This is a genomic window from Aeromicrobium sp. CFBP 8757 (assembly GCF_014841755.1).
In the GTDB taxonomy this organism is placed as follows: Bacteria; Actinomycetota; Actinomycetes; order Propionibacteriales; family Nocardioidaceae; genus Aeromicrobium.
In genome coordinates, this window is record NZ_JACYUM010000003.1 from 145,339 (window position 1) to 165,557 (window position 20,219).

13 protein-coding genes are annotated in these 20,219 nt (G+C 69.7%); 3 read left to right on the forward strand and 10 right to left on the reverse strand.

Features of this window, described 5'->3' with window-relative positions; genetic code table 11:
• Nucleotides 1-2: 2 nt before the first annotated feature.
• From fusA to IFT73_RS10370, 7 genes are all read right to left on the reverse strand, one after another.
• Nucleotides 3-2,114 (reverse strand): elongation factor G, encoded by a 2,112-nt coding sequence (gene fusA / locus IFT73_RS10340; protein ID WP_056606144.1) that lies wholly within the window; start codon nt 2,112-2,114, stop codon nt 3-5.
• Nucleotides 2,115-2,194: 80 nt separating this feature from the next.
• Entirely contained in the window at nt 2,195-2,665 is a 471-nt protein-coding gene (gene rpsG, locus IFT73_RS10345; RefSeq protein ID WP_056606140.1) for a 30S ribosomal protein S7, read from the reverse strand.
• Complete coding sequence (gene rpsL, locus IFT73_RS10350) at nt 2,665-3,039, reverse strand: 30S ribosomal protein S12 (RefSeq protein WP_056606137.1); 375 nt, start codon at nt 3,037-3,039, stop codon at nt 2,665-2,667. The genes rpsG and rpsL overlap by 1 nt, the downstream gene beginning before the upstream one ends.
• Nucleotides 3,040-3,216: 177 nt before the next feature.
• Nucleotides 3,217-3,954, reverse strand: a complete 738-nt coding sequence (locus tag IFT73_RS10355; RefSeq protein WP_192167563.1) for a maleylpyruvate isomerase N-terminal domain-containing protein — start codon at nt 3,952-3,954, stop codon at nt 3,217-3,219.
• Nucleotides 3,955-3,958: 4 nt separating this feature from the next.
• A complete protein-coding gene (locus tag IFT73_RS10360) occupies nt 3,959-6,787 on the reverse strand; it encodes an FAD-binding and (Fe-S)-binding domain-containing protein (RefSeq protein WP_192167564.1) in 2,829 nt (942 codons plus the stop codon).
• A 100-nt stretch (nt 6,788-6,887) separates the two neighbouring features.
• Complete coding sequence (locus IFT73_RS10365; RefSeq protein WP_192167565.1) at nt 6,888-8,174, reverse strand: hydroxyacid-oxoacid transhydrogenase; 1,287 nt, start codon at nt 8,172-8,174, stop codon at nt 6,888-6,890.
• A 39-nt stretch (nt 8,175-8,213) separates the two neighbouring features.
• Nucleotides 8,214-8,945: a GntR family transcriptional regulator gene (locus IFT73_RS10370; RefSeq protein WP_192167566.1), complete on the reverse strand. Its 732-nt coding sequence runs from the start codon at nt 8,943-8,945 to the stop codon at nt 8,214-8,216.
• Nucleotides 8,946-9,136: 191 nt separating this feature from the next.
• Between IFT73_RS10370 and IFT73_RS10375 the strand changes: the two genes are divergently transcribed.
• The gene (locus IFT73_RS10375) at nt 9,137-10,276 is read left to right on the forward strand and encodes a hypothetical protein (protein WP_192167567.1); all 1,140 of its coding nucleotides are present in this window, start codon (nt 9,137-9,139) and stop codon (nt 10,274-10,276) included.
• On the opposite strand, the gene IFT73_RS10380 is transcribed toward IFT73_RS10375, so the two are convergent.
• Entirely contained in the window at nt 10,255-10,716 is a 462-nt protein-coding gene (locus tag IFT73_RS10380; protein ID WP_192167568.1) for an NUDIX domain-containing protein, read from the reverse strand. The two genes, IFT73_RS10375 and IFT73_RS10380, sit on opposite strands and share 22 nt — an antisense overlap.
• Nucleotides 10,717-10,793: 77 nt before the next feature.
• On the opposite strand from IFT73_RS10380, the gene IFT73_RS10385 reads away from it, so the two are divergent.
• Together IFT73_RS10385 and IFT73_RS10390 are read left to right on the forward strand one after the other, a co-directional pair.
• Entirely contained in the window at nt 10,794-11,918 is a 1,125-nt protein-coding gene (locus IFT73_RS10385) for an acyltransferase family protein (protein WP_192167569.1), read from the forward strand.
• On the forward strand, nt 11,915-12,715 hold the full coding sequence (locus tag IFT73_RS10390; RefSeq protein ID WP_192167570.1) for a cutinase family protein: 801 nt from the start codon (nt 11,915-11,917) through the stop codon (nt 12,713-12,715). Before IFT73_RS10385 ends, IFT73_RS10390 begins: the two co-directional genes overlap by 4 nt.
• A 100-nt stretch (nt 12,716-12,815) precedes the next feature.
• On the opposite strand, the gene IFT73_RS10395 is transcribed toward IFT73_RS10390, so the two are convergent.
• Both IFT73_RS10395 and rpoB read right to left on the reverse strand, forming a co-directional pair.
• Nucleotides 12,816-16,637: a DNA-directed RNA polymerase subunit beta' gene (locus IFT73_RS10395; protein ID WP_056606107.1), complete on the reverse strand. Its 3,822-nt coding sequence runs from the start codon at nt 16,635-16,637 to the stop codon at nt 12,816-12,818.
• An 89-nt stretch (nt 16,638-16,726) separates the two neighbouring features.
• Complete coding sequence (gene rpoB / locus IFT73_RS10400) at nt 16,727-20,188, reverse strand: DNA-directed RNA polymerase subunit beta (RefSeq protein WP_192167571.1); 3,462 nt, start codon at nt 20,186-20,188, stop codon at nt 16,727-16,729.
• Nucleotides 20,189-20,219 lie beyond the last annotated feature (31 nt).

The following is a 20,219-nucleotide window of genomic DNA, read 5'->3' on the forward strand; positions in this document are numbered from 1 at the left end:
TGTTACTCGCCGCGGGCCTTTTTGATGATCTCTTCCGCGACGTTCTTGGGAACCTCCGCGTAGGAGTCGAACTGCATCGAGTATGACGCACGGCCCGAGGTCTTGGACCTCAGGTCGCCCACATACCCGAACATCTCGGAGAGGGGGACGATCGCCTTGACGATCTTGACGCCGCCCATCCCTTCCTCCATGGCCTGAACCTGGCCACGGCGAGAGTTGAGGTCGCCGATCACGTCGCCCATGTAGTCCTCGGGCGTGGTGACCTCGACCGCGAACACGGGCTCGAGGATCACCGGATCGGCCTTGCGAGCCGCTTCCTTGAACGCCATGGAACCGGCGAGCTTGAAGGCGAGCTCCGAGGAGTCGACGTCGTGGTACGCGCCGTCCTCCAGGGTCACCTTGACGTCGACCATCTGGTAGCCGGCGAGGACACCGAACTGCATGGCGTCCTGCGCACCCTGGTCGACCGACGGGATGTACTCGCGGGGCACGCGGCCACCGGAGACGGCGTTGTCGAACTCGTAGCCGCCCTCGCCGCCGGCGAGGGGGCCCGTGGGCTCGATCGAGATGATGACCTTGGCGAACTGGCCCGAGCCACCCGTCTGCTTCTTGTGGGTGTAGCTGACGTTCTCGACCTTGCGCTTGATGGTCTCGCGGTACGCGACCTGCGGCTTGCCGACGTTGGCCTCGACGTTGAACTCGCGCTTCATGCGGTCGACGAGGATGTCGAGGTGGAGCTCGCCCATGCCGGCGATGATCGTCTGGCCGGTCTCCTCGTCGGTGTGGACCTGGAACGTCGGGTCCTCCTCGGCGAGGCGCTGGATCGCGGTGCCCAGCTTCTCCTGGTCGCTCTTGGTCTTGGGCTCGATCGCGACCTGGATGACCGGCGCGGGGAACGTCATCGACTCGAGCACGATCTGGTTCTGCGGATCGGCGAGCGTCTCGCCCGTGGTGGTGTCCTTCAGACCCATCACGGCGACGATCTGGCCGGCGCCGACCGAGGCGATCTCGGCGCGCTTGTTGGCGTGCATCTGGTAGATCTTGCCGATGCGCTCCTTGCGGCCCTTCGTCACGTTGATGACGGTCGAGCCGGCCTCGAGGCGACCGGAGTAGACGCGCAGGTAGGTCAGCTTGCCCAGGTGCGGGTCGGACGCGATCTTGAAGGCGAGGGCCGCGAACGGCTCGCTCTCCTCGGGCTTGCGCGTGTCGGTCTTGCTCTCGTCGCGGGGGTCGAGGCCCGTGATGGCGCCGACGTCGATCGGCGACGGGAGGAAGTCGATGACGGCGTCGAGCAGGGGCTGGACGCCCTTGTTCTTGAACGCCGTGCCGCACAGGACGGGGTTGAGCTTGGCGGCCAGCGTCGCGCGACGGATGGCCGGCTTCAGCAGCTCGGGGGTGATCTCGGCGCCGTCGAGGTAGGCCTCGGCGAACTCGTCGTCCTGGTCGGCCAGCGTCTCGATCATCTCGGTGCGGGCCTCGGCGGCCTCGTCGACGAGGTCGGCGGGGATCTCCTCGACGGTGTAGTCCTCACCGATCGCGGTCTCGCCGCGCCAGACCAGCGCGCGGTTGCCGATCAGGTCGACGACGCCGATGAAGTCGCCCTCGGCGCCGATCGGCACCTGCAGGACGAGGGCCGTGGCGCCGAGGCGCTCACGGATGGTCTTGACGCAGTAGTCGAAGCTGGCGCCGGTGCGGTCGAGCTTGTTGACGAAGCACATGCGCGGGACGCCGTACTTGTCGGCCTGGCGCCAGACCGTCTCGGACTGCGGCTCGACGCCGGCGACACCGTCGAACACGGCGACCGCACCGTCGAGGACGCGCAGGTTGCGCTCGACCTCGACGGTGAAGTCGACGTGCCCGGGGGTGTCGATGATGTTGATCTGGTTGTCCTTCCACCAGCAGGTCGTCGCGGCCGACGTGATCGTGATGCCGCGCTCCTGCTCCTGCTCCATCCAGTCCATCGTGGCGCCGCCGTCGTGGACCTCACCGATCTTGTAGTTGATGCCGGTGTAGAACAGGATGCGCTCGGTCGTCGTGGTCTTGCCGGCATCGATGTGCGCCATGATGCCGATGTTGCGGACCCTGTTGAGGTCGGTGGTGATGTCGGTTGCCACGAGTGTGATCGCTTCCTTTGGTGCGGATGCCCCGCCTGCCCGGTGTCATGGGCGAGACGAGAGGTGGAGGTGGTGCTGACTTACCAGCGGTAGTGGGCGAACGCCTTGTTGGCCTCGGCCATCTTGTGCGTGTCCTCGCGCTTCTTGACGGCGCCGCCGAGGCCGTTGCTGGCGTCGAGGAGCTCGTTCATGAGGCGCTCGGCCATCGTCTTCTCGCGGCGCGAGCCGGCGTAGCTGACGAGCCAGCGCAGGGCCAGGGTGTTCTGGCGGGTCGCGCGGACCTCGATCGGCACCTGGTAGGTGGCGCCGCCGACGCGTCGGCTCTTGACCTCGATGGCGGGCTTGACGTTGTCGAGCGCGCGCTTGAGCGTGATGACCGGGTCGGTGCCCGACTTCTCACGGGTGCCCTCGAGGGCGGTGTACACGATGCGCTGGGCGACCTGCTTCTTGCCGTCGACCAGGACCTTGTTGATGAGTGAGGTGACGAGCTGGCTCCCGTAGACGGGGTCGGTCTCGACGACGCGCTTGGGCGCGGGTCCCTTACGAGGCATTACTTCTTCTCCTTCTTGGCGCCGTACAGGCTGCGGGCCTGCTTGCGACCCTTGACGGCCTGCGTGTCGAGGGCGCCACGGATGATCTTGTAGCGAACGCCGGGAAGGTCCTTCACACGGCCACCGCGCACGAGCACGATCGAGTGCTCCTGCAGGTTGTGGCCCTCGCCGGGAATGTAGGCAGTGACCTCGGTACCGCTCGACAGCTTGACACGCGCGACCTTGCGAAGCGCGGAGTTCGGCTTCTTGGGGGTCGTGGTGTAGACGCGGGTGCAGACACCGCGTCGCTGGGGCGAACCCTTGAGCGCGGGAGTCGTCGTCTTGACGACCTTGCGCTGGCGGCCCTTGCGGACCAGCTGGTTGATCGTGGGCACTACAAACTTCCTTCTTCTGGCTGGCGCGAGCCATGAGTCGTGATGCACTCGCCACCGTGCGATCCGGCAGGATGCGTGCACCGGCCTGATGAGTTCAGGCACAGAGGAAAATACTACCGGGCTCCCCCGCCTCGAAACAAATTCAGGTCCCGATCGCGCTCGTCGTTCACGACACGTTCACGGCGTGGTCGGCCCGGCGAGCAGCGCCACGGCGTCGTCGCCCCGGCATCGCAGGCGGTCGGCCGGGACCCGGTGCCACAGCGCGAGGTAGAGGTCGGACGCCCGCCCCGTCACCGTCTGGTCGACGTCGGCGGTCGAGGAGGGAAGCAGCACCGGGGTCGCCGCCGGGTCGTCCGCGGGCGCGACGACCCACGACGCGTCGACGTCGTCCGCGACGAGGCGCACGCGCGACCTCACGTCGGGACGGGCGCCCCGTGCGGTCATGCGGGGGAAGAAGACCCGCAGCACCTCGTCGACGCCGTCGCCGGCCAGGGCGGCCGGCACGTCGGTGCGCGACGCGTCGTGGCCCAGCGCCTGCAGGACGTCGACGGTGTGCACCGTCACCTCGTGCAGCTGGCGCCGCGGCCAGAACGCCGCCGTCTCGTCGACCCGCGAGAAGTTGGGGACGGGCTCGGACGGGTCGACGGCCCGCAGGGCGGCCACCAGCGCGGCGGCGGTAAGGGCGTACCAGTCGGCGAGGTCGTCCGGCACCACCGGCGCCGACGGCTCGGCCAGGCGCTGGCCGCTCAGGACGATCGAGGCGGCCCACCGGTGCACCGTGCCGGTGTGCAGCACCAGGTCGCGCACGGTCCACGGCGCGCAGGCCGGGACGGGCTCGTCGCCCGCCGCGTCACGGACGAGGAGCGCGAGGCGCTCGACGGCCTGCTCGAGCGCCGCGAGGTGGTCGGTCGTCACGTGCTCAGCGCGCCGCACGCCGGTCGAGCAGCTGGGCGAGGTGGACCGCGTCGACCGAGACCAGGTCGTCGAGCTGCGTGCGGCACGAGAAGCCGTCGGCGACGACGACGGTCCCGGCGGGGGCGTTGCGCACCGCCGGCAGGAGCTGCTGCTCGGCGACCGCGACGGACACCTCGTAGTGCCCCTTCTCGACGCCGAAGTTGCCCGCGAGCCCGCAGCAGCCGGACACCCGGTCGATCGTGGCACCGGTCGCGGTCATGATCGCCATGTCGGCCTCGAAGCCCAGCACCGACGCCTGGTGGCAGTGCGGCTGGACGACGAGCGTCGTGCCCGTCAGGTCGGGCGGCGTCCAGCCGTCGGTGCGCTGCAGCAGCTCGGACAGCGTGAACACGCCGGCCGCGACGTCGACGGCCCGCGGGTCGTCGACGAGCTCGACGGCGTCGGACCGCAGCACCGAGAGGCACGAGGGCTCGAGGCCCACGACGGGGACGCCCGCCGCGACGTACGGGTGCAGCTGCTCGATCGCGCGGCCGATCATCTCGCGGGCCGTGTCGAGCTGGCCGGTCGTGATCCACGTCAGCCCGCAGCACTGGGGCCGCGCGAGCACCTCGACGTCGTAGCCGGCGCCGTCGAGCACGCGCAGCGCCGCCTCTCCCCCGGCGGTCGAGAAGAACTCGGTGAACGAGTCGGCCCACACCACGACGCGGGGGCGACCCTGCTCGAGCACGGGGCGCGCCACGCGGGTGAACCGCTTCGTCGCGAACATCGGGAGGCTGCGCCGCTGGTCGACGCCAGCGACCCACCGGGCGAGCGAGCGGACGCCGGGCGTGCGCAGGCCGAGGTTGGCCAGGCGCGCGATCGGCGACGTCACGCGGGCCCAGAACGGCAGCTTGCCGAGGACGTAGTGGCTGCGCGGCCGCAGGCGCCCCTTGTACGACTGGTGCAGCACCTCGGACTTGTAGCTCGCCATGTCGATGCCGGTCGGGCAGTCGTTCAGGCAGCCCTTGCACGACAGGCACAGGTCGAGCGCCTCGTGCACCTCGGGGGCGCGGAAGCCCCCCGTCACGAGCCGGCCGTCGATCATCTCCTGCAGCACGCGGGCGCGGCCGCGCGTGCTGTCCTTCTCGTCGCGCGTGGCCTGGAACGAGGGGCACATGACGCCGTTGGAGCCCTTGTTGTCGGCGATGCACTTGCCGACGCCCGTGCAGCGGTGGACGGCCTTGCCGAGGTCGCCGTCGTCGTGCAGCAGGCGCAGGCCGAGTCGTCGCGACAGCTGCTCGCGCCCGGGCGAGCGGATCGACTCGGGGCCGCGCAGGTCGGCGTCGACCGCGGCCGGACGCACCAGGACCCCGGGGTTGAGCAGGTCGTCGGGGTCGAGCACGGCCTTGACCCGCTCGAACAGCCCGATCGCCTCGCCGGAGTACATCAGCGGCAGCAGCTCGGAGCGCGCGCGACCGTCGCCGTGCTCGCCCGACAGCGACCCGCCCAGCGCGGCGACCTGCGTCGCGGCGTCGACCAGGAAGCGGCGGAACAGCTGGTGGCCGCCGTCGGCGTCGAGCGGGAAGTCGATGCGGATGTGCACGCAGCCGTCGCCGAAGTGCCCGTACGGGACGCCGTCGAGGCCGTTCTGCCGGAGCAGGGCGTCGAGCTCGCGCAGGTAGGTGCCGAGCTTCTCGGGCGGCACCGCGGCGTCCTCCCAGCCCGAGAGGGCCTTGCCGGGCAGCGTGCGGGTCGCGAGACCCGCGCCCTCCTCGCGGATGCGCCACAGCACGGCCTGCTCACCGCCGTCCGTCACGACGCGGTGGTCGACCGCCGAGGCGGCCCGCGCGGCACGGGCGACGGTGTCGGCGACCTCGGCGGGGTGCTCGCCGGAGATCTCGACGAACAGCCAGCCCTGGCCGCGGGGCAGGTCGGGGACGGTGCCGCGGTGGGTGCGGTAGACGTCGACGATGCGCGAGTCGAGGCCCTCGCAGGCCGTCGGGCCGAACGGCAGCAGCGACGGGACGTCGTCGGCCGCCTCGGCCATCGAGGCGTAGCCGAGCACGAGGATCTGCCGCACGGGCGGGTCCTCGACGAGCCGCACCGTCGCCGACGTCATGGTCGCGAGCGTCCCCTCGGTGCCGGCCATGAACGTCGCGACGTCGAAGCCGTTCTCGGGCAGCAGGTGCTCGAGGCTGTAGCCGGAGACCTGGCGGCCGAAGCGACCGAACTCGGTGCGGACCGTCGCGAGGTCCGCACCGACGACGTCGCGCAGGGCGTCGAGCGTCGGCGAGGACGTCGTCGTGCCACGGCCGAGCGTCAGCTGCTCGCCCGCCATCGTGACGACGTCGAGCCCGACGACGTTGTCGGCCGTGCGTCCGTACGCGAGCGCGCGCGAGCCGCACGCGTTGTTGCCGATCATGCCGCCGACGGTGCAGCGGGTGTGCGTCGACGGATCGGGGCCGAACCGCAGCCCCAGCGGGGTCGCGGCCTTCTGCAGGACGGCGTGGACCGCACCGGGGTCGACCCGGGCCGTGCGGGCCTCGACGTCGATCTCGTGCACGCGGTTGAGGTGCCGCGTCAGGTCCATCACGACGCCGGTGCCCACCGCGTTGCCCGCGATCGACGTGCCGGCCCCGCGGGACGTCAGCGGGGTGCCGGTGACCCGGCAGGCCTCGACGGTCGCGAGCACCTCCTCGACGCTGCGGGGACGCACCACGACCTGCGGTACGACGCGGTACAGCGAGGCGTCGGTGCTGTAGAGCGCCCGCGTGAGGCTGGAGTCGTCGACGTCGACGACCCCCACCCGACGCAGCTCCCCCACCACGTCAGTACTGACAGCGGTCACGGTCATGATCGGGCACCCCCTGACGTAGGCGTACGTCGGCCGAAGGCCGACAGCCATGCAGCGGCGAAGCCGCGCCCGAGCGCGACGAAGGAGCGCGTCATGGCTACTACCACAGCTCGATCGACTGGTCGAGGATCGACGCGACGTCGTCCTCGCGGACCTCGAGGGGCGCCGTGGCCAGCAGGCGCTGCTGCTTCATGGTGCCCTCGACCAGCGCGTCGACGTCGCCCTCGCCGAAGCCGACGGCGCCGATGCCCGACGGGATGCCGACGTCGCGCATGATCTGCGCCAGCACCTGCGGCAGGAACTCGGCCGGGTCGTCGGGGCGGACGGCGTCGGGCGCGAGCAGCTCGGCGGCCCGGACGTGACGCTCGGGCGACGCCTCGAACGTGAAGCGGAACGCGGCCGGTGCCGTCAGCGAGACCGCCATGCCGTGCGGCACCATCGCGTGGTCGGCGTCGTAGCCCTCGGGACGGAACTCGCGCACCTGACCGGCGATCGGGTAGGCGTTGGCGTGCGGGATGTGGACGCCGGCGTTGCCGAAGCCGAGGCCCGCGAACGTCGCGGCCATCGCGACCTCGGTGCGTGCCGCCAGGTCTCCGCCGTCGCGGACGGCCGTGCGGAACGAGCCGGCCATCAGGCTCAGGGCCTTCTCGGACCACATGTCCGCGATGGGGTTGGAGCCGCAGTAGGGGACGCGCTGGTCGGCCTGCTTGCGCTCGTACGACGTGAACGGCCTGGCGGTGTAGCTCTCGAGCGCGTGGCACAGGATGTCGAGTCCCGAGGCCGCGGTGACCCCGGCGGGCTGCGTCAGCGTCAGCTCGGGGTCGACGACCGCGAGGGTCGGACGCAGCCGGGCGTGCGAGATGCCGGTCTTGACGTGCTGGCTGACGACGTCGAGCACGCAGATCGTGGTGCTCTCGCTGCCGGTGCCCGTCGTGGTGGGGACGGCCACGAGCGGCAGGAGGGCGTTCCTCGGCGCGCGGGCCCGCCCGACCGGCGCGTTGACGTAGTCCATCAGCTCGCCCTCGTTGGTCGTCAGCAGGTTGACGGCCTTGGCGGTGTCGATGCTGCTGCCGCCGCCGACCGCGACGATCGCGTCGAACGGACCTTCGGACCGGGCGAAGGCGATGGCCTCCTCGAGGCTCGCGTCGGTCGGCTCGACCCGTGACCGGTCGAACACGACGGCCTCGATCGAGGACGAGCGCAGGGCGTCGGCGATCTCGTCGGGGGCACCGGTCGCGGCGACGCCCGGGTCCGTCACGACGAGCACGCGGCGCGCGCCCAGCTGCGCCAGGTCGTGACCGAGCTCGAGGCGTGCGCCCACGCCGAACTTGAGGCCGGGCGCACCGTACGTGAAGACCGATTCGGGGTGCTGGGGCTGGAAGGTCATGTCTGCTCCTGGGGTCCGACGCACGTCGAGACTAGCATGCTACTGCGCCGACGGCAGGGGCGTCGCAGATCGCCCCGGTACGTACAGGTGGTCGCGCAACGACGCCGACCACCGCCGGCCGTCGACCGCCACCCCGCCCACCTGCTCCATCAGCAGCGTCGCGGTGCGCACCAGGTGCGCCTCCATGTGGGCCGCCGCCGCCTCGGGGTCGCGGAGCGCGATCGCCTCGACGATCGGGGCGTGCTCCGCCGCGAGCTCGACCATGCCGCGCGAGCGGCGGATCGTCGACGCGCCCCGCGACTGGATCGAGTCGCGGAGCGTCGCGATCTCGGCCTGCAGGCGGGCGTTGCCCAGCACGCCGGCGATGGACTGGTGCAGGGCCCGGTCGTGCTCGGTGAAGCGCGGCTCGTCGTCGGCGGCGGCGTGCGCGCGCATGTGCTCGAGCTCGGCCGAGATGGTCGCGACCGTCGGGGCGTCGGCGCGCGCGGCCGCGAGCGCGGCGGCCGGCACCTCGAGCATCAGCCGCAGCTCGAAGACCGCGCGCACGTCGTCGACCGTCACGCCGCGGATGCGCACCCCCCGGTTGCGCTCGATCGTCACGAGCCCGATGTCGGCGAGCCGCAGCACCGCCTCGCGCACCGGCGTGCGCGAGACCTCGAGCAGGTCGGCGAGCCGGTAGATCGAGTGCAGCGAGCCCGCCGGGAACTCGCCCGTCACGATCGACTCGCGCAGCGACGCGAAGACGCGGTCGGCCGTCGTGGTGCGAGTCATCGTGCCCGCCGCCCTTCCCGTCGCCGACGTCGTCGGACGTCCCGGCGCCCGTCCGTCCGTGGGCCTTGGCCCGAAACGATATCGTGTGGTGTTGGTGCGCAGGACGACGTCGCCGGTCGACGTCCCCGCCCACCGACGACTCGTCCTCCGGCGGAGCACCCGCGGGCGGACATCGACGAGAGGATCTCGACATGGCCCGGACCTTCCGGCTGGCGGTGTCCGCCGTGGCGCTGATCGCTCTCGCCGCCTGCGACAGCACGGCCTCGAGCGGCGGCGACGGTGACGGCACGACGCCGACGGCGACCGCGAGCACGACCGCCGCGCCCAACCTCTCCGACCACGAGTCGGGCCCCGAGAGCCCCATCGGCTACGGCCTCTACGTGCCCCAGGGCGCGACGCAGCTCGGCCCCCTGTTCCGCTACCGCAGCTCGCGGCTCATCGCCGCCTACCGCCCCGAGCTGCAGGCCCTCGAGGCCCAGCGCGCGGCCGAGGCCGCCGAGAAGGTCGCCGAGGACGAGGCCAACGGCACGCCGTCGCCGACCCCCACGCCCACGACCCGTCCGAGCCCCGACTCGTTCAAGCTGATCGGCGACGACGCGCCCCGCCCCGACACCTCGATCTCGCTGATGCGCATCGACGGCGACCCGACCGACGTCGTGCGCCGCATGCTCGCGCAGATCGACGCCGCGATCCCCGACGCGAACCTCGTGCTCGACGACCTCTCGCAGTACTGCACGTCGCAGGACCGCCGCGTCACGGGCTGCCAGGTCGTCGCACGCGGCATGACCGAGGGCGAGCGCGAGATCCGCGTCACGATGTCGGTCGACGCCGGCGACCTCGCGACCCGCACGGCCTCCCCCGGGTCGATGACGCGCCCCGTCATGCAGCTCACCGCCGAGTACGTCGGCGACCCGCGGGCCGGACAGCTGGGACGCGACACGGGCAAGCTCGAGGACGTCACCGACATCGACGACCTCCCCGACCGCTCGGGCCTGATCTGGCCCCAGATGGACCTCGACGCCGACACCTCCACGCCGCTCGTCAACGGCTGGACGGCGCCCGAGTCGGCCACGCTGCTGCTGAGCGGCTACCGCCCGGCGTTCGTGGCCATGACGACCGAGCGGGCGGTCGACGCCGACCAGATCGCCGAGCAGTACGCCGTGGCCAACAGCCGCAAGGGCACCGTGACCAAGGACGTCGTCGAGGACCTCAACTCGGTCAGCACGATGTACGCCGTGCGCACCAAGGACGGCTCGATCGCCCGGTCGGTCTACATCCTGTCGGCGCGCGGCAACTACACGGCGCTGTTCTACACCCCCGCCACGAACTGATCCGCGTGGGCGAGCGCGTGCTCGACCATCGGCAGGACGGGCGACACGGCCGCACCCACGTCGGCCACCGCGACCCAGCGCGCGACGTCGGTCGTGCCGCCGACGTCGACGACGTGCGGCTCGACCGTCGGGTCGACCTCGACGGCGTAGAGCAGGTGGACGCCGTGGTAGTCCTCCCACCGGTCGTCGCGTCCCTCCGCGACGACGTGGACGTCGTGCACGTCCACGAGCCGTGACGTGAGGGCCTGCAGGCCCGTCTCCTCGTGCAGCTCGCGCACGACCGCGTCGTGGGGCGACTCGCCATGGTCGACGCCACCGCCCGGCAGCGTCCACGACCCGGCGGGGTAGCCGACCGGCGAGATGCGGGTCAGCAGGATGCGCTGGTCCACGATGACCACGGCGTAGGCACCCAGACGCTGCGTGCGGGTCGCGTCGGTCACGGGGCCTCCTGGGGCGTCGTCGCCGATGTCGTCTCTCGCTTCGGCGAATTCGGTTCAGGCTATTAGAGTCGTGCACGATGAGTGCCCTCGACCCGCTGCCCGTCGCCACCGCTCCGCCGAAGGAGCGCGTGGCCTACCTCGACAACGCCCGGTACTGGGTCATGCTGCTGGTCGTCATCGGACACTCGCTCACCGAGCTGGTCGTGATGGACTCCGCGCGCGGCGTCTACACGTGGATCTACTCGTTCCACATGCCGTTCTTCATCCTCATCTCGGGCTACACGGCGCGGCACTACATCGGCGACTTCCGGCAGATCCGCCGCATCGTGAGCACCCTGATCGTGCCGTACCTGCTGGTCGAGCTGAGCCTGCAGCTCATCACGCGCCACTACGACGGCACGCCGGAGAACCTGATGATCCTGTCGCCGCAGTGGCTCGGCTGGTTCCTGGCGGCGCTGTTCATCTGGCGCATCACGACCCCGATCTGGCGCGCGCTCAAGTACCCCATCACGACCTCGATCGTGATCTCGCTGCTCGCGGGGCTGATCGAGATCCCCAACGTCCTGGCGCTGCCCAAGGTGCTCGCGCTGCTGCCGTTCTGGGTCATCGGCCTGCACATGAACCGCGAGGTCTTCATGCGCCTCGGCGACATCCGCATCCGCATCGTCTCGGTCGTCGTGCTGGTCTCGTCGTTCGTCGTGTGCCAGCTCTACGCCGGCACGTGGACGACCCAGTGGCTGCTGTGGAAGGACCGCTACTCCGAGGACCCGCTGTTCGCCGGTCCGTGGGACGGCATGATGACGCGCGGCTCGCTCCTGCTCGTCGGCGCCGTGCTGACGTTCGCGACGCTGTCGCTGATCCCCCGTGGCCGCTCGATCACGACGGTGCTCGGCGGCCGCACGTTCTACTGCTACCTGCTCCACGGGTTCATCATCATCCTGCTCGACCGCCAGTTCGACCTGTGGGCGCGGCTCGAGCAGTACGGGGCGGCCTCGGTCGTCGGGTGCATGGTCGTGGCGGTCGTCGTGGCGAACCTGCTGATGACCAAGCCCGTCGCGACGCTCTTCCGTCCGCTGTTCGAGCCCCGGCTGACGTGGCTGTTCCGCGAGGCCGAGCCACCGTCGGTGCGCGTGCCGGCGTCGTCGGTCGAGCCCACGACCGCCACGCCGCCGACGGACACCAAGCCGGCGCCGACCTCGTGACGCGGCGCCCGGGCCGCGCAGCCGCCGCCCTGGCCGCAGCCCTCGTCCTCGTGGGGTGCCAGGCACCGGCCGACGCTCCCGACCGGCACGTGGGTCGTCCGTCGCACGACGCCCCCGGCACCGCGGTGGACCTCCTGGTCCCCGACCCGTGCGCCGACCTCGTCGTGATCGGCGCCCGCGGCTCGACGCAGGACGTCGAGCGCAACCTCGGCGTCGGCACGGAGGTGCGCGTGACCGTCGAGCAGCTGGCGCGACGGCTCCGCGCGCGGTCCGGCACCACGGTCCACGTCGACCCGGTGCGGTACGACTCCTCGGCGACCCCGACCGCGGCGGGCTTCCTGCGCAACACGGCCGCCGGCGGCGCGCTGGCCGTGCAGCGCCTGTCCGCGCTGGCCGACCGGTGCCCCGACAGCCGCTTCGCCCTGGTGGGCTTCAGCCAGGGTGCCCACGTCGTGCACACCGCGGCGATGTCCGTGCCGCCCGCCCTCGTGCCGCGCGTCGTGCTCGTCGCGATGATCGCCGACCCGTCGCACGACCCGGACGACCCCATCGCCCGGTACTCGTACGCCGCCGAGCCCACCCCCGGCCACGGGCGGCTGGGGCCCGGGCCGCGCATCCCGGACGATCTCAGGCGTGCGGCCATCAGCTTCTGCGTCGCCGGCGACGCGATCTGCAACGACCGGGGCGCGCCCGGCTCGGGCCAGTCGCCGACCCATCAGCACTTCTACGAGAAGACGTCGACCGCTCGTATCACCGCCGACCGCCTCGACCGCGTGCTGCGCGCCCAGGGCGTCTGACCCGTCGGCCGCACGCACGGTCGCTCGGCGCCGACGACCGCGCACGACGAAGCCCCCGGCCGAGATGGCCGGGGGCTTCGCCGTGACGTGGTGCTGTCGGTCAGCTGTTCTCGTACGACGTGAAGTCGAAGTCGTCGAGCTGGACGGGCGCAGCGCCCGTCTCGCCGAAGCCGTAGTCGTAGTCGCCGTAGCCGGTGACGGCGTAGGCGGCCTGACGTGCGGCCTCGGTCGGCTCGACCCGGATGTTGCGGTAGCGGTCGAGACCGGTACCCGCCGGGATGAGCTTTCCGATGATGATGTTCTCCTTCAGACCGCGCAGCGAGTCCGACTTGCCGTGGATGGCGGCGTCGGTCAGGACGCGGGTCGTCTCCTGGAAGGACGCGGCCGACAGCCACGACTCGACGGCCAGCGAGGCCTTCGTGATGCCCATCAGGACCGGACGGCCGGAGGCGGGGGTGCCGCCCTCGGCGACGACGCGCCGGTTCTCCTCCTCGAACTTCGCACGGTCGACCAGGTCACCGGGGATGAGCTGGGCGTCGCCCTGCTCGATGACCGTGACCCGACGGAGCATCTGGCGCACGATGATCTCGATGTGCTTGTCGTGGATGGCCACACCCTGCGAGCGGTAGACCTCCTGCACCTGGTCGACCAGGTGCTCCTGCGCACGACGGACACCCAGGATGCGCAGGACCTCCTGCGGATCGGGCGTGCCGTGCGTCAGCATCTGTCCGACCTCGACGTGGTCGCCGTCCTGGATCAGGAGACGAGCACGCTTGGTGACGGGGTACTCCAGGACGTCCGAGCCGTCGTCGGGGGTGACGACGAGCTTGCGCGTCTTGTCGGAGTCGTCGATGACGACCCGTCCGGCCGACTCGGTGATCGGCGCCTTGCCCTTGGGCTGACGCGCCTCGAACAGCTCGACGACGCGCGGCAGACCGTGCGTGATGTCGTCACCGGCCACACCACCGGTGTGGAAGGTACGCATCGTCAGCTGAGTGCCGGGCTCACCGATCGACTGGGCCGCGATGGTGCCGACGGCCTCGCCGATGTCGACGAGCTTGCCAGTGGCCAGCGAGCGGCCGTAGCACTTGGCGCACGTGCCGGCCTTGGCCTCGCACGTCAGGACCGTGCGGACCTTGATCTCCTCGACGCCCTCGGCGATCAGGCGGGCGATCTCGACGTCGCCGAGCTCACCGCCGGCCGGGATCAGGACGTCGCCGTCGGCGTTCGTGACATCGGTCGCCGCGGTGCGCGAGTAGGCCGCCGTCTCGACGTTCTCGGCGGCGGTCAGACGACCGTCGTCGAGCTTGGTCGCGATGACCTGCTTGAGACCACGCTCGGTGCCGCAGTCCTCCTCGCGGATGATGACGTCCTGGCTGACGTCGACGAGTCGACGCGTCAGGTAGCCCGAGTCGGCGGTGCGCAGGGCCGTGTCGGCCAGTCCCTTGCGGGCACCGTGGGTCGCGATGAAGTACTCGACGACCGACAGGCCCTCACGGAAGTTGGCCTTGATGGGGCGAGGGATGATCTCGCCCTTCGGGTTGGCCACGAGTCCACGCATACCGGCGATCTGACGGACCTGCATCATGTTTCCGCGGGCGCCCGAGTGGACCATCATCCAGATCGGGTTGTCCTCGTCGAAGCCCTTCTCCATCTCGGCGGACACCTCGGCCGTGGCCTGGGTCCAGATCTCGATGAGCTCCTGACGACGCTCGTCCTCGGTGATCAGACCGCGGTCGAACTGCGTCTGCACCTTGGCCGCCTGGGTCTCGTAGCCACCCAGGATCTCCTGCTTGCGCGGGGGCGTCACGACGTCCTCGATCGAGACCGTCACGCCGGAGCGGGTGCCCCAGTGGAAGCCGGTGTCCTTGAGGTTGTCGAGGGCGTTGGCGACGTCGACCTTGCTGTAGCGCTCGGCCAGGTCGTTGACGATGACGCCGAGCTGCGACTTGCCGATCTGCTCGTTGACGAACGGGTAGTCGTCCGGCAGCGCCTCGTTGAAGATCGCACGACCCAGGGTCGTCTCGAGGATCTGGCCCTCGATGCGGATCTTGACGTGGCTCTGCAGCGAGATCTCGTGACGCTCGAAGGCCATCATCGCCTCGGGCACCGTGCTGAACGCACGACCCTCGCCGATGTGCCCTGAGCGCTCGAGCGTCAGGAAGTACAGGCCGATGATCATGTCCTGGGTGGGCATCGTGACGGGGCGACCGTCCGACGGCTTCAGGATGTTGTTCGTCGACAGCATCAGCACGCGTGCCTCGGCCTGGGCCTCGGCGCTCAGCGGCAGGTGCACGGCCATCTGGTCACCGTCGAAGTCGGCGTTGAACGCCGAGCAGACGAGCGGGTGGATCTGGATGGCCTTGCCCTCGATGAGCTGCGGCTCGAACGCCTGGATGCCCAGACGGTGCAGCGTGGGCGCGCGGTTGAGCAGCACGGGGTGCTCGGTGATGACCTCTTCGAGGACGTCCCACACGACCGGACGGGCCCGCTCGACCATGCGCTTGGCGCTCTTGATGTTCTGCGCGTGGTTCAGGTCGACCAGACGCTTCATGACGAACGGCTTGAACAGCTCGAGTGCCATCTGCTTGGGCAGACCGCACTGGTGCAGCTTGAGCTGCGGGCCGACGACGATGACCGAACGGCCCGAGTAGTCGACGCGCTTGCCGAGCAGGTTCTGACGGAAGCGACCCTGCTTGCCCTTGAGCATGTCGGAGATCGACTTGAGCGGGCGGTTGCCCGGTCCCGTGACGGGACGACCGCGGCGACCGTTGTCGAACAGCGAGTCGACGGCCTCCTGCAGCATCCGCTTCTCGTTGTTGACGATGATCTCCGGCGCGCCGAGGTCGAGCAGGCGCTTGAGCCGGTTGTTGCGGTTGATGACGCGGCGGTACAGGTCGTTGAGGTCGGACGTCGCGAAACGGCCACCGTCGAGCTGGACCATCGGGCGCAGCTCCGGCGGGATCACCGGGACGGCGTCCAGCACCATGCCGGCCGGGGCGTTGTTGCTGCCGCGGAAGGCCTCGACGACCTTGAGACGCTTCAGGGCGCGGGTCTTCTTCTGGCCCTTGCCCGTCGCGATGATCTCCTTGAGCGACTCCTGCTCGGCGTCGAGGTCGAAGTCCTGCAGACGCTTCTGGATCGCCTTGGCGCCCATGAAGCCCTCGAAGTACTTGCCGAAGCGGTACGTCATCTCACGGTAGAGCAGCTCGTCGCCCTCGAGGTCCTGGACCTTGAGGTTCTTGAAGCGGCTCCAGACCTCGTCGAGGCGGTCGATCTCGCGCTGGGCGCGGTCACGACGCTGCTTGGCCTCGCGCTCGGCGGAGTCCTTGACCTTGCGCTTGGCGTCGGCCTTGGCACCCTCGTCCTCGAGGGCCTTGAGGTCCTCCTCGAGCTTCTGCATGCGCTCGTTGACCTCGTTGTCACGACGGCTCTCGAGCTGCTTGCGCTCGAGGTCGATCTTGGCCTCGAGGCTCGACAGGTCGGCGTGGCGCGCGTCCTCGTCGACCGTGGTGATCATGTAGGCCGCGAAGTAGATGACCTTCTCGAGGTCCTTCGGAGCCAGGTCGAGCAGGTAGCCCAGACGGCTCGGGACGCCCTTGAAGTACCAGATGTGCGTGACGGGAGCGGCGAGCTCGATGTGGCCCATGCGCTCACGGCGCACCTTGGACCGCGTGACCTCGACGCCGCAGCGCTCGCAGATGATGCCCTTGAAGCGCACGCGCTTGTACTTGCCGCAGTAGCACTCCCAGTCCCGCGTGGGACCGAAGATCTTCTCGCAGAAGAGTCCGTCGCGCTCGGGCTTGAGCGTGCGGTAGTTGATCGTCTCGGGCTTCTTGACCTCGCCGAACGACCATCCGCGGATGTCGTCGGCGGTCGCGAGACCGATCCGGATTTGATCGAAGAAGTTCACGTCGAGCACGTTGGTCTTCTTTCCCTTTCAGAGGTTCTTGCTGATGGTGGATGAGGGCTGAGGGTGCGAGGACCCCTCACGGGGTCCTCGCGAACGACTCAGACTTCTTCCACGCTGGAGGGCTCGCGCCGGGACAGGTCGATGCCGAGCTCTTCGGCGGCACGGAAGAGATCCTCTTCCGCGTCGCGCATCTCGACAGCGGTTCCGTCGCTCGAGAGCACCTCGACGTTGAGACACAGCGACTGCATCTCCTTGACGAGAACCTTGAAGGACTCCGGGATACCCGGCTCCGGGACGTTCTCGCCCTTGACGATGGCCTCGTACACCTTGACGCGTCCGAGGATGTCGTCGGACTTGATGGTCAGGAGCTCCTGCAGCGCGTACGCCGCTCCGTAGGCCTCGAGGGCCCACACCTCCATCTCACCGAAGCGCTGTCCGCCGAACTGCGCCTTGCCGCCCAGGGGCTGCTGCGTGATCATCGAGTACGGACCCGTGGAGCGTGCGTGGATCTTGTCGTCGACCAGGTGGTGCAGCTTGAGCAGGTACATGTAGCCGACCGAGACGGGGTCGGGGAAGGGCTCGCCGGTACGACCGTCGAACAGCTTCGCCTTGCCGTCGCGCTTGACCATGCGCTCACCGTCGCGGTTCGGCAGGGTCGAGGCCAGGAGTCCCTGGATCTCGTCCTCGCGCGCACCGTCGAAGACCGGCGTGGCGACGTTGCTGTCGCGCGGGGCGCGGTCGGCGCCGATCGCGCGCAGGCGGTCGGCCCACTCGTCCTTCATGTCGGTGATGTCCCAGCCGGTCTTGGCGACCCAGCCGAGGTGCGTCTCCAGGACCTGTCCCACGTTCATGCGTCCGGGGATGCCGAGCGGGTTCAGGACGATGTCGACCGGCGTGCCGTCCTCGAGGAACGGCATGTCCTCGACCGGGTTGATCTTGGAGATGACGCCCTTGTTGCCGTGACGGCCGGCGAGCTTGTCACCGTTGGAGATCTTGCGCTTCTGGGCCACGTAGACGCGGACCAGCTGGTTGACGCCCGGCGAGAGCTCGTCGCCCTCGGCGGAGTCGAACACCCGGACGCCGATGACGGTGCCGGACTCGCCGTGCGGGACCTTCAGCGAGGTGTCGCGCACCTCGCGCGCCTTCTCGCCGAAGATGGCCCGGAGCAGACGCTCCTCGGGGGTCAGCTCGGTCTCGCCCTTGGGCGTGACCTTGCCGACGAGGACGTCACCGTTGCCGACCTCGGCACCGATGCGGATGATGCCGCGCTCGTCGAGATCGGCCAGCATCTCCTCGGAGACGTTGGGGATGTCGCGCGTGATCTCCTCGGGGCCCAGCTTGGTGTCGCGGGCGTCGACCTCGTGCTCCTCGATGTGGATCGAGGTCAGCAGGTCGTCCTGGACGACGCGCTGGGACAGGATGATCGCGTCCTCGTAGTTGTGACCCTGCCAGGGCATGAAGGCGACGAGCAGGTTGGTGCCCAGCGCCATCTCGCCCTCGTCGGTGCAGGGGCCGTCGGCCAGCGGCGTGCCGACCTCGACACGCTGACCGTGTGCCACCAGCGGACGCTGGTTGGTGCAGGTGCCCTGGTTGGAGCGCTTGAACTTGGCCAGACGGTACGTGAAGTACGAGCCGTCGTCCTGCATGATCTCGATGGCGTCCGCGGACACCTCGTTGACCACGCCGGCGACCTTGGCGACCGTGACGTCACCGGCGTCGACGGCGGCACGGAACTCCATGCCGGTGCCGACCAGCGGCGCGTCGTTGCGGATCAGCGGGACGGCCTGACGCTGCATGTTCGAGCCCATCAGGGCGCGGTTCGCGTCGTCGTGCTCGAGGAACGGGATCAGGGCCGTGGCCACCGACACCATCTGGCGCGGCGAGACGTCCATGTAGTCGACGTCGGCGGCGGGACGCAGCTCGGCCTCGCCACCCTTCTGACGCACCAGGACCATGTCCTCGGCGAAGGTCGACTGCTCGGTCAGGACCGAGTTGGCCTGCGCGACGATGTAGCGGTCCTCGTCGGTCGCGGTCAGGTAGTCGATCTGCTCGGTGACGGTGCCGTCGACGACCTTGCGGTACGGGGTCTCGACGAAGCCGAACGAGTTGATGCGGCCGTACGAGGCCAGCGAGCCGATCAGACCGATGTTCGGTCCCTCGGGGGTCTCGATGGGGCACATGCGGCCGTAGTGCGACGGGTGGACGTCGCGGACCTCGTAGCCGGCGCGCTCACGCGACAGACCACCCGGTCCGAGGGCCGACAGACGACGCTTGTGCGTCAGGCCCGCGAGCGGGTTGTTCTGGTCCATGAACTGCGACAGCTGGGACGTCCCGAAGAACTCCTTGAGCGCCGCGACGACCGGACGGATGTTGATCAGGGTCTGCGGCGTGATGGCCTCGACGTCCTGGGTCGTCATGCGCTCGCGGACGACACGCTCCATGCGGGCCAGGCCCGTGCGGAGCTGGTTCTGGATCAGCTCGCCGACCGACCGCATGCGGCGGTTGCCGAAGTGGTCGATGTCGTCGGCCTCGACGATCGTCGAGCCCGCGGCGGTCTCGAGCTCGGTCTCGCCCGCGTGCAGCGCGACGATGTACTTGATCGTCGACACGATGTCGTCGATCGTCAGCGTCTGCTGGTCGAAGGCCTCGTCGACGCCGAGCTTCTTGTTGATCTTGTAGCGACCGACCTTGGCCGTGTCGTAGCGCTTGGCGTTGAAGTAGTAGTTGTCCAGGAGGGTCTGGGCAGCTTCGCGGCTCGGCGGTTCGCCCGGACGCAGCTTGCGGTAGATGTCGAGCAGCGCGTCGTCCTGGCCGACCGTGTTGTCCTTCTCGAGCGTCAGGCGGATCGACTCGTACTGGCCGAACTCCTCGAGGATCTGCGCCTCGGACCAGCCGAGGGCCTTGAGCAGCACCGTGACGCTCTGCTTGCGCTTGCGGTCGAGGCGGACGCCGACCATGTCGCGCTTGTCGATCTCGAACTCGAGCCACGCACCACGCGAGGGGATGACCTTGGCGGTGTAGATGTCCTTGTCGGACGTCTTGTCGGGCGTGCGCTCGAAGTAGACGCCGGGCGAGCGGACCAGCTGGGACACCACGACACGCTCGGTGCCGTTGATGATGAAGGTGCCCTTGTCGGTCATGAGCGGGAAGTCGCCCATGAAGACGGTCTGGCTCTTGATCTCGCCGGTCTCGTTGTTCATGAACTCGGCCGTGACGAACAGCGGCGCGGCGTACGTGACGTCGCGGTCCTTGCAGTCGTCGACCGAGTACTTGGGCGGCTCGAACCGGTGGTCGCGGAACGACAGGCTCATCGTCTCGGAGAAGTCCTCGATCGGCGAGATCTCCTCGAAGATCTCCTCCAGACCGGACTTGGTGGACACGTCGGTGCGGCCGGCTGCAAGAGCGGCTTCGACACCTTCCTGCCACTTCTCGTCGCCGATCAGCCAAGCGAAGCTGTCGGTCTGCAGAGCGAGAAGCTCCGGGACCTCGAGGGGTTCTGCAATTTTGGCGAACGAGATACGGCGGGGCTGAACAGATGCGGAGGTGCGCGAGGCGGCCAAGAGGGGTCCTTCCAAGGGCTCGCAGGCGGGT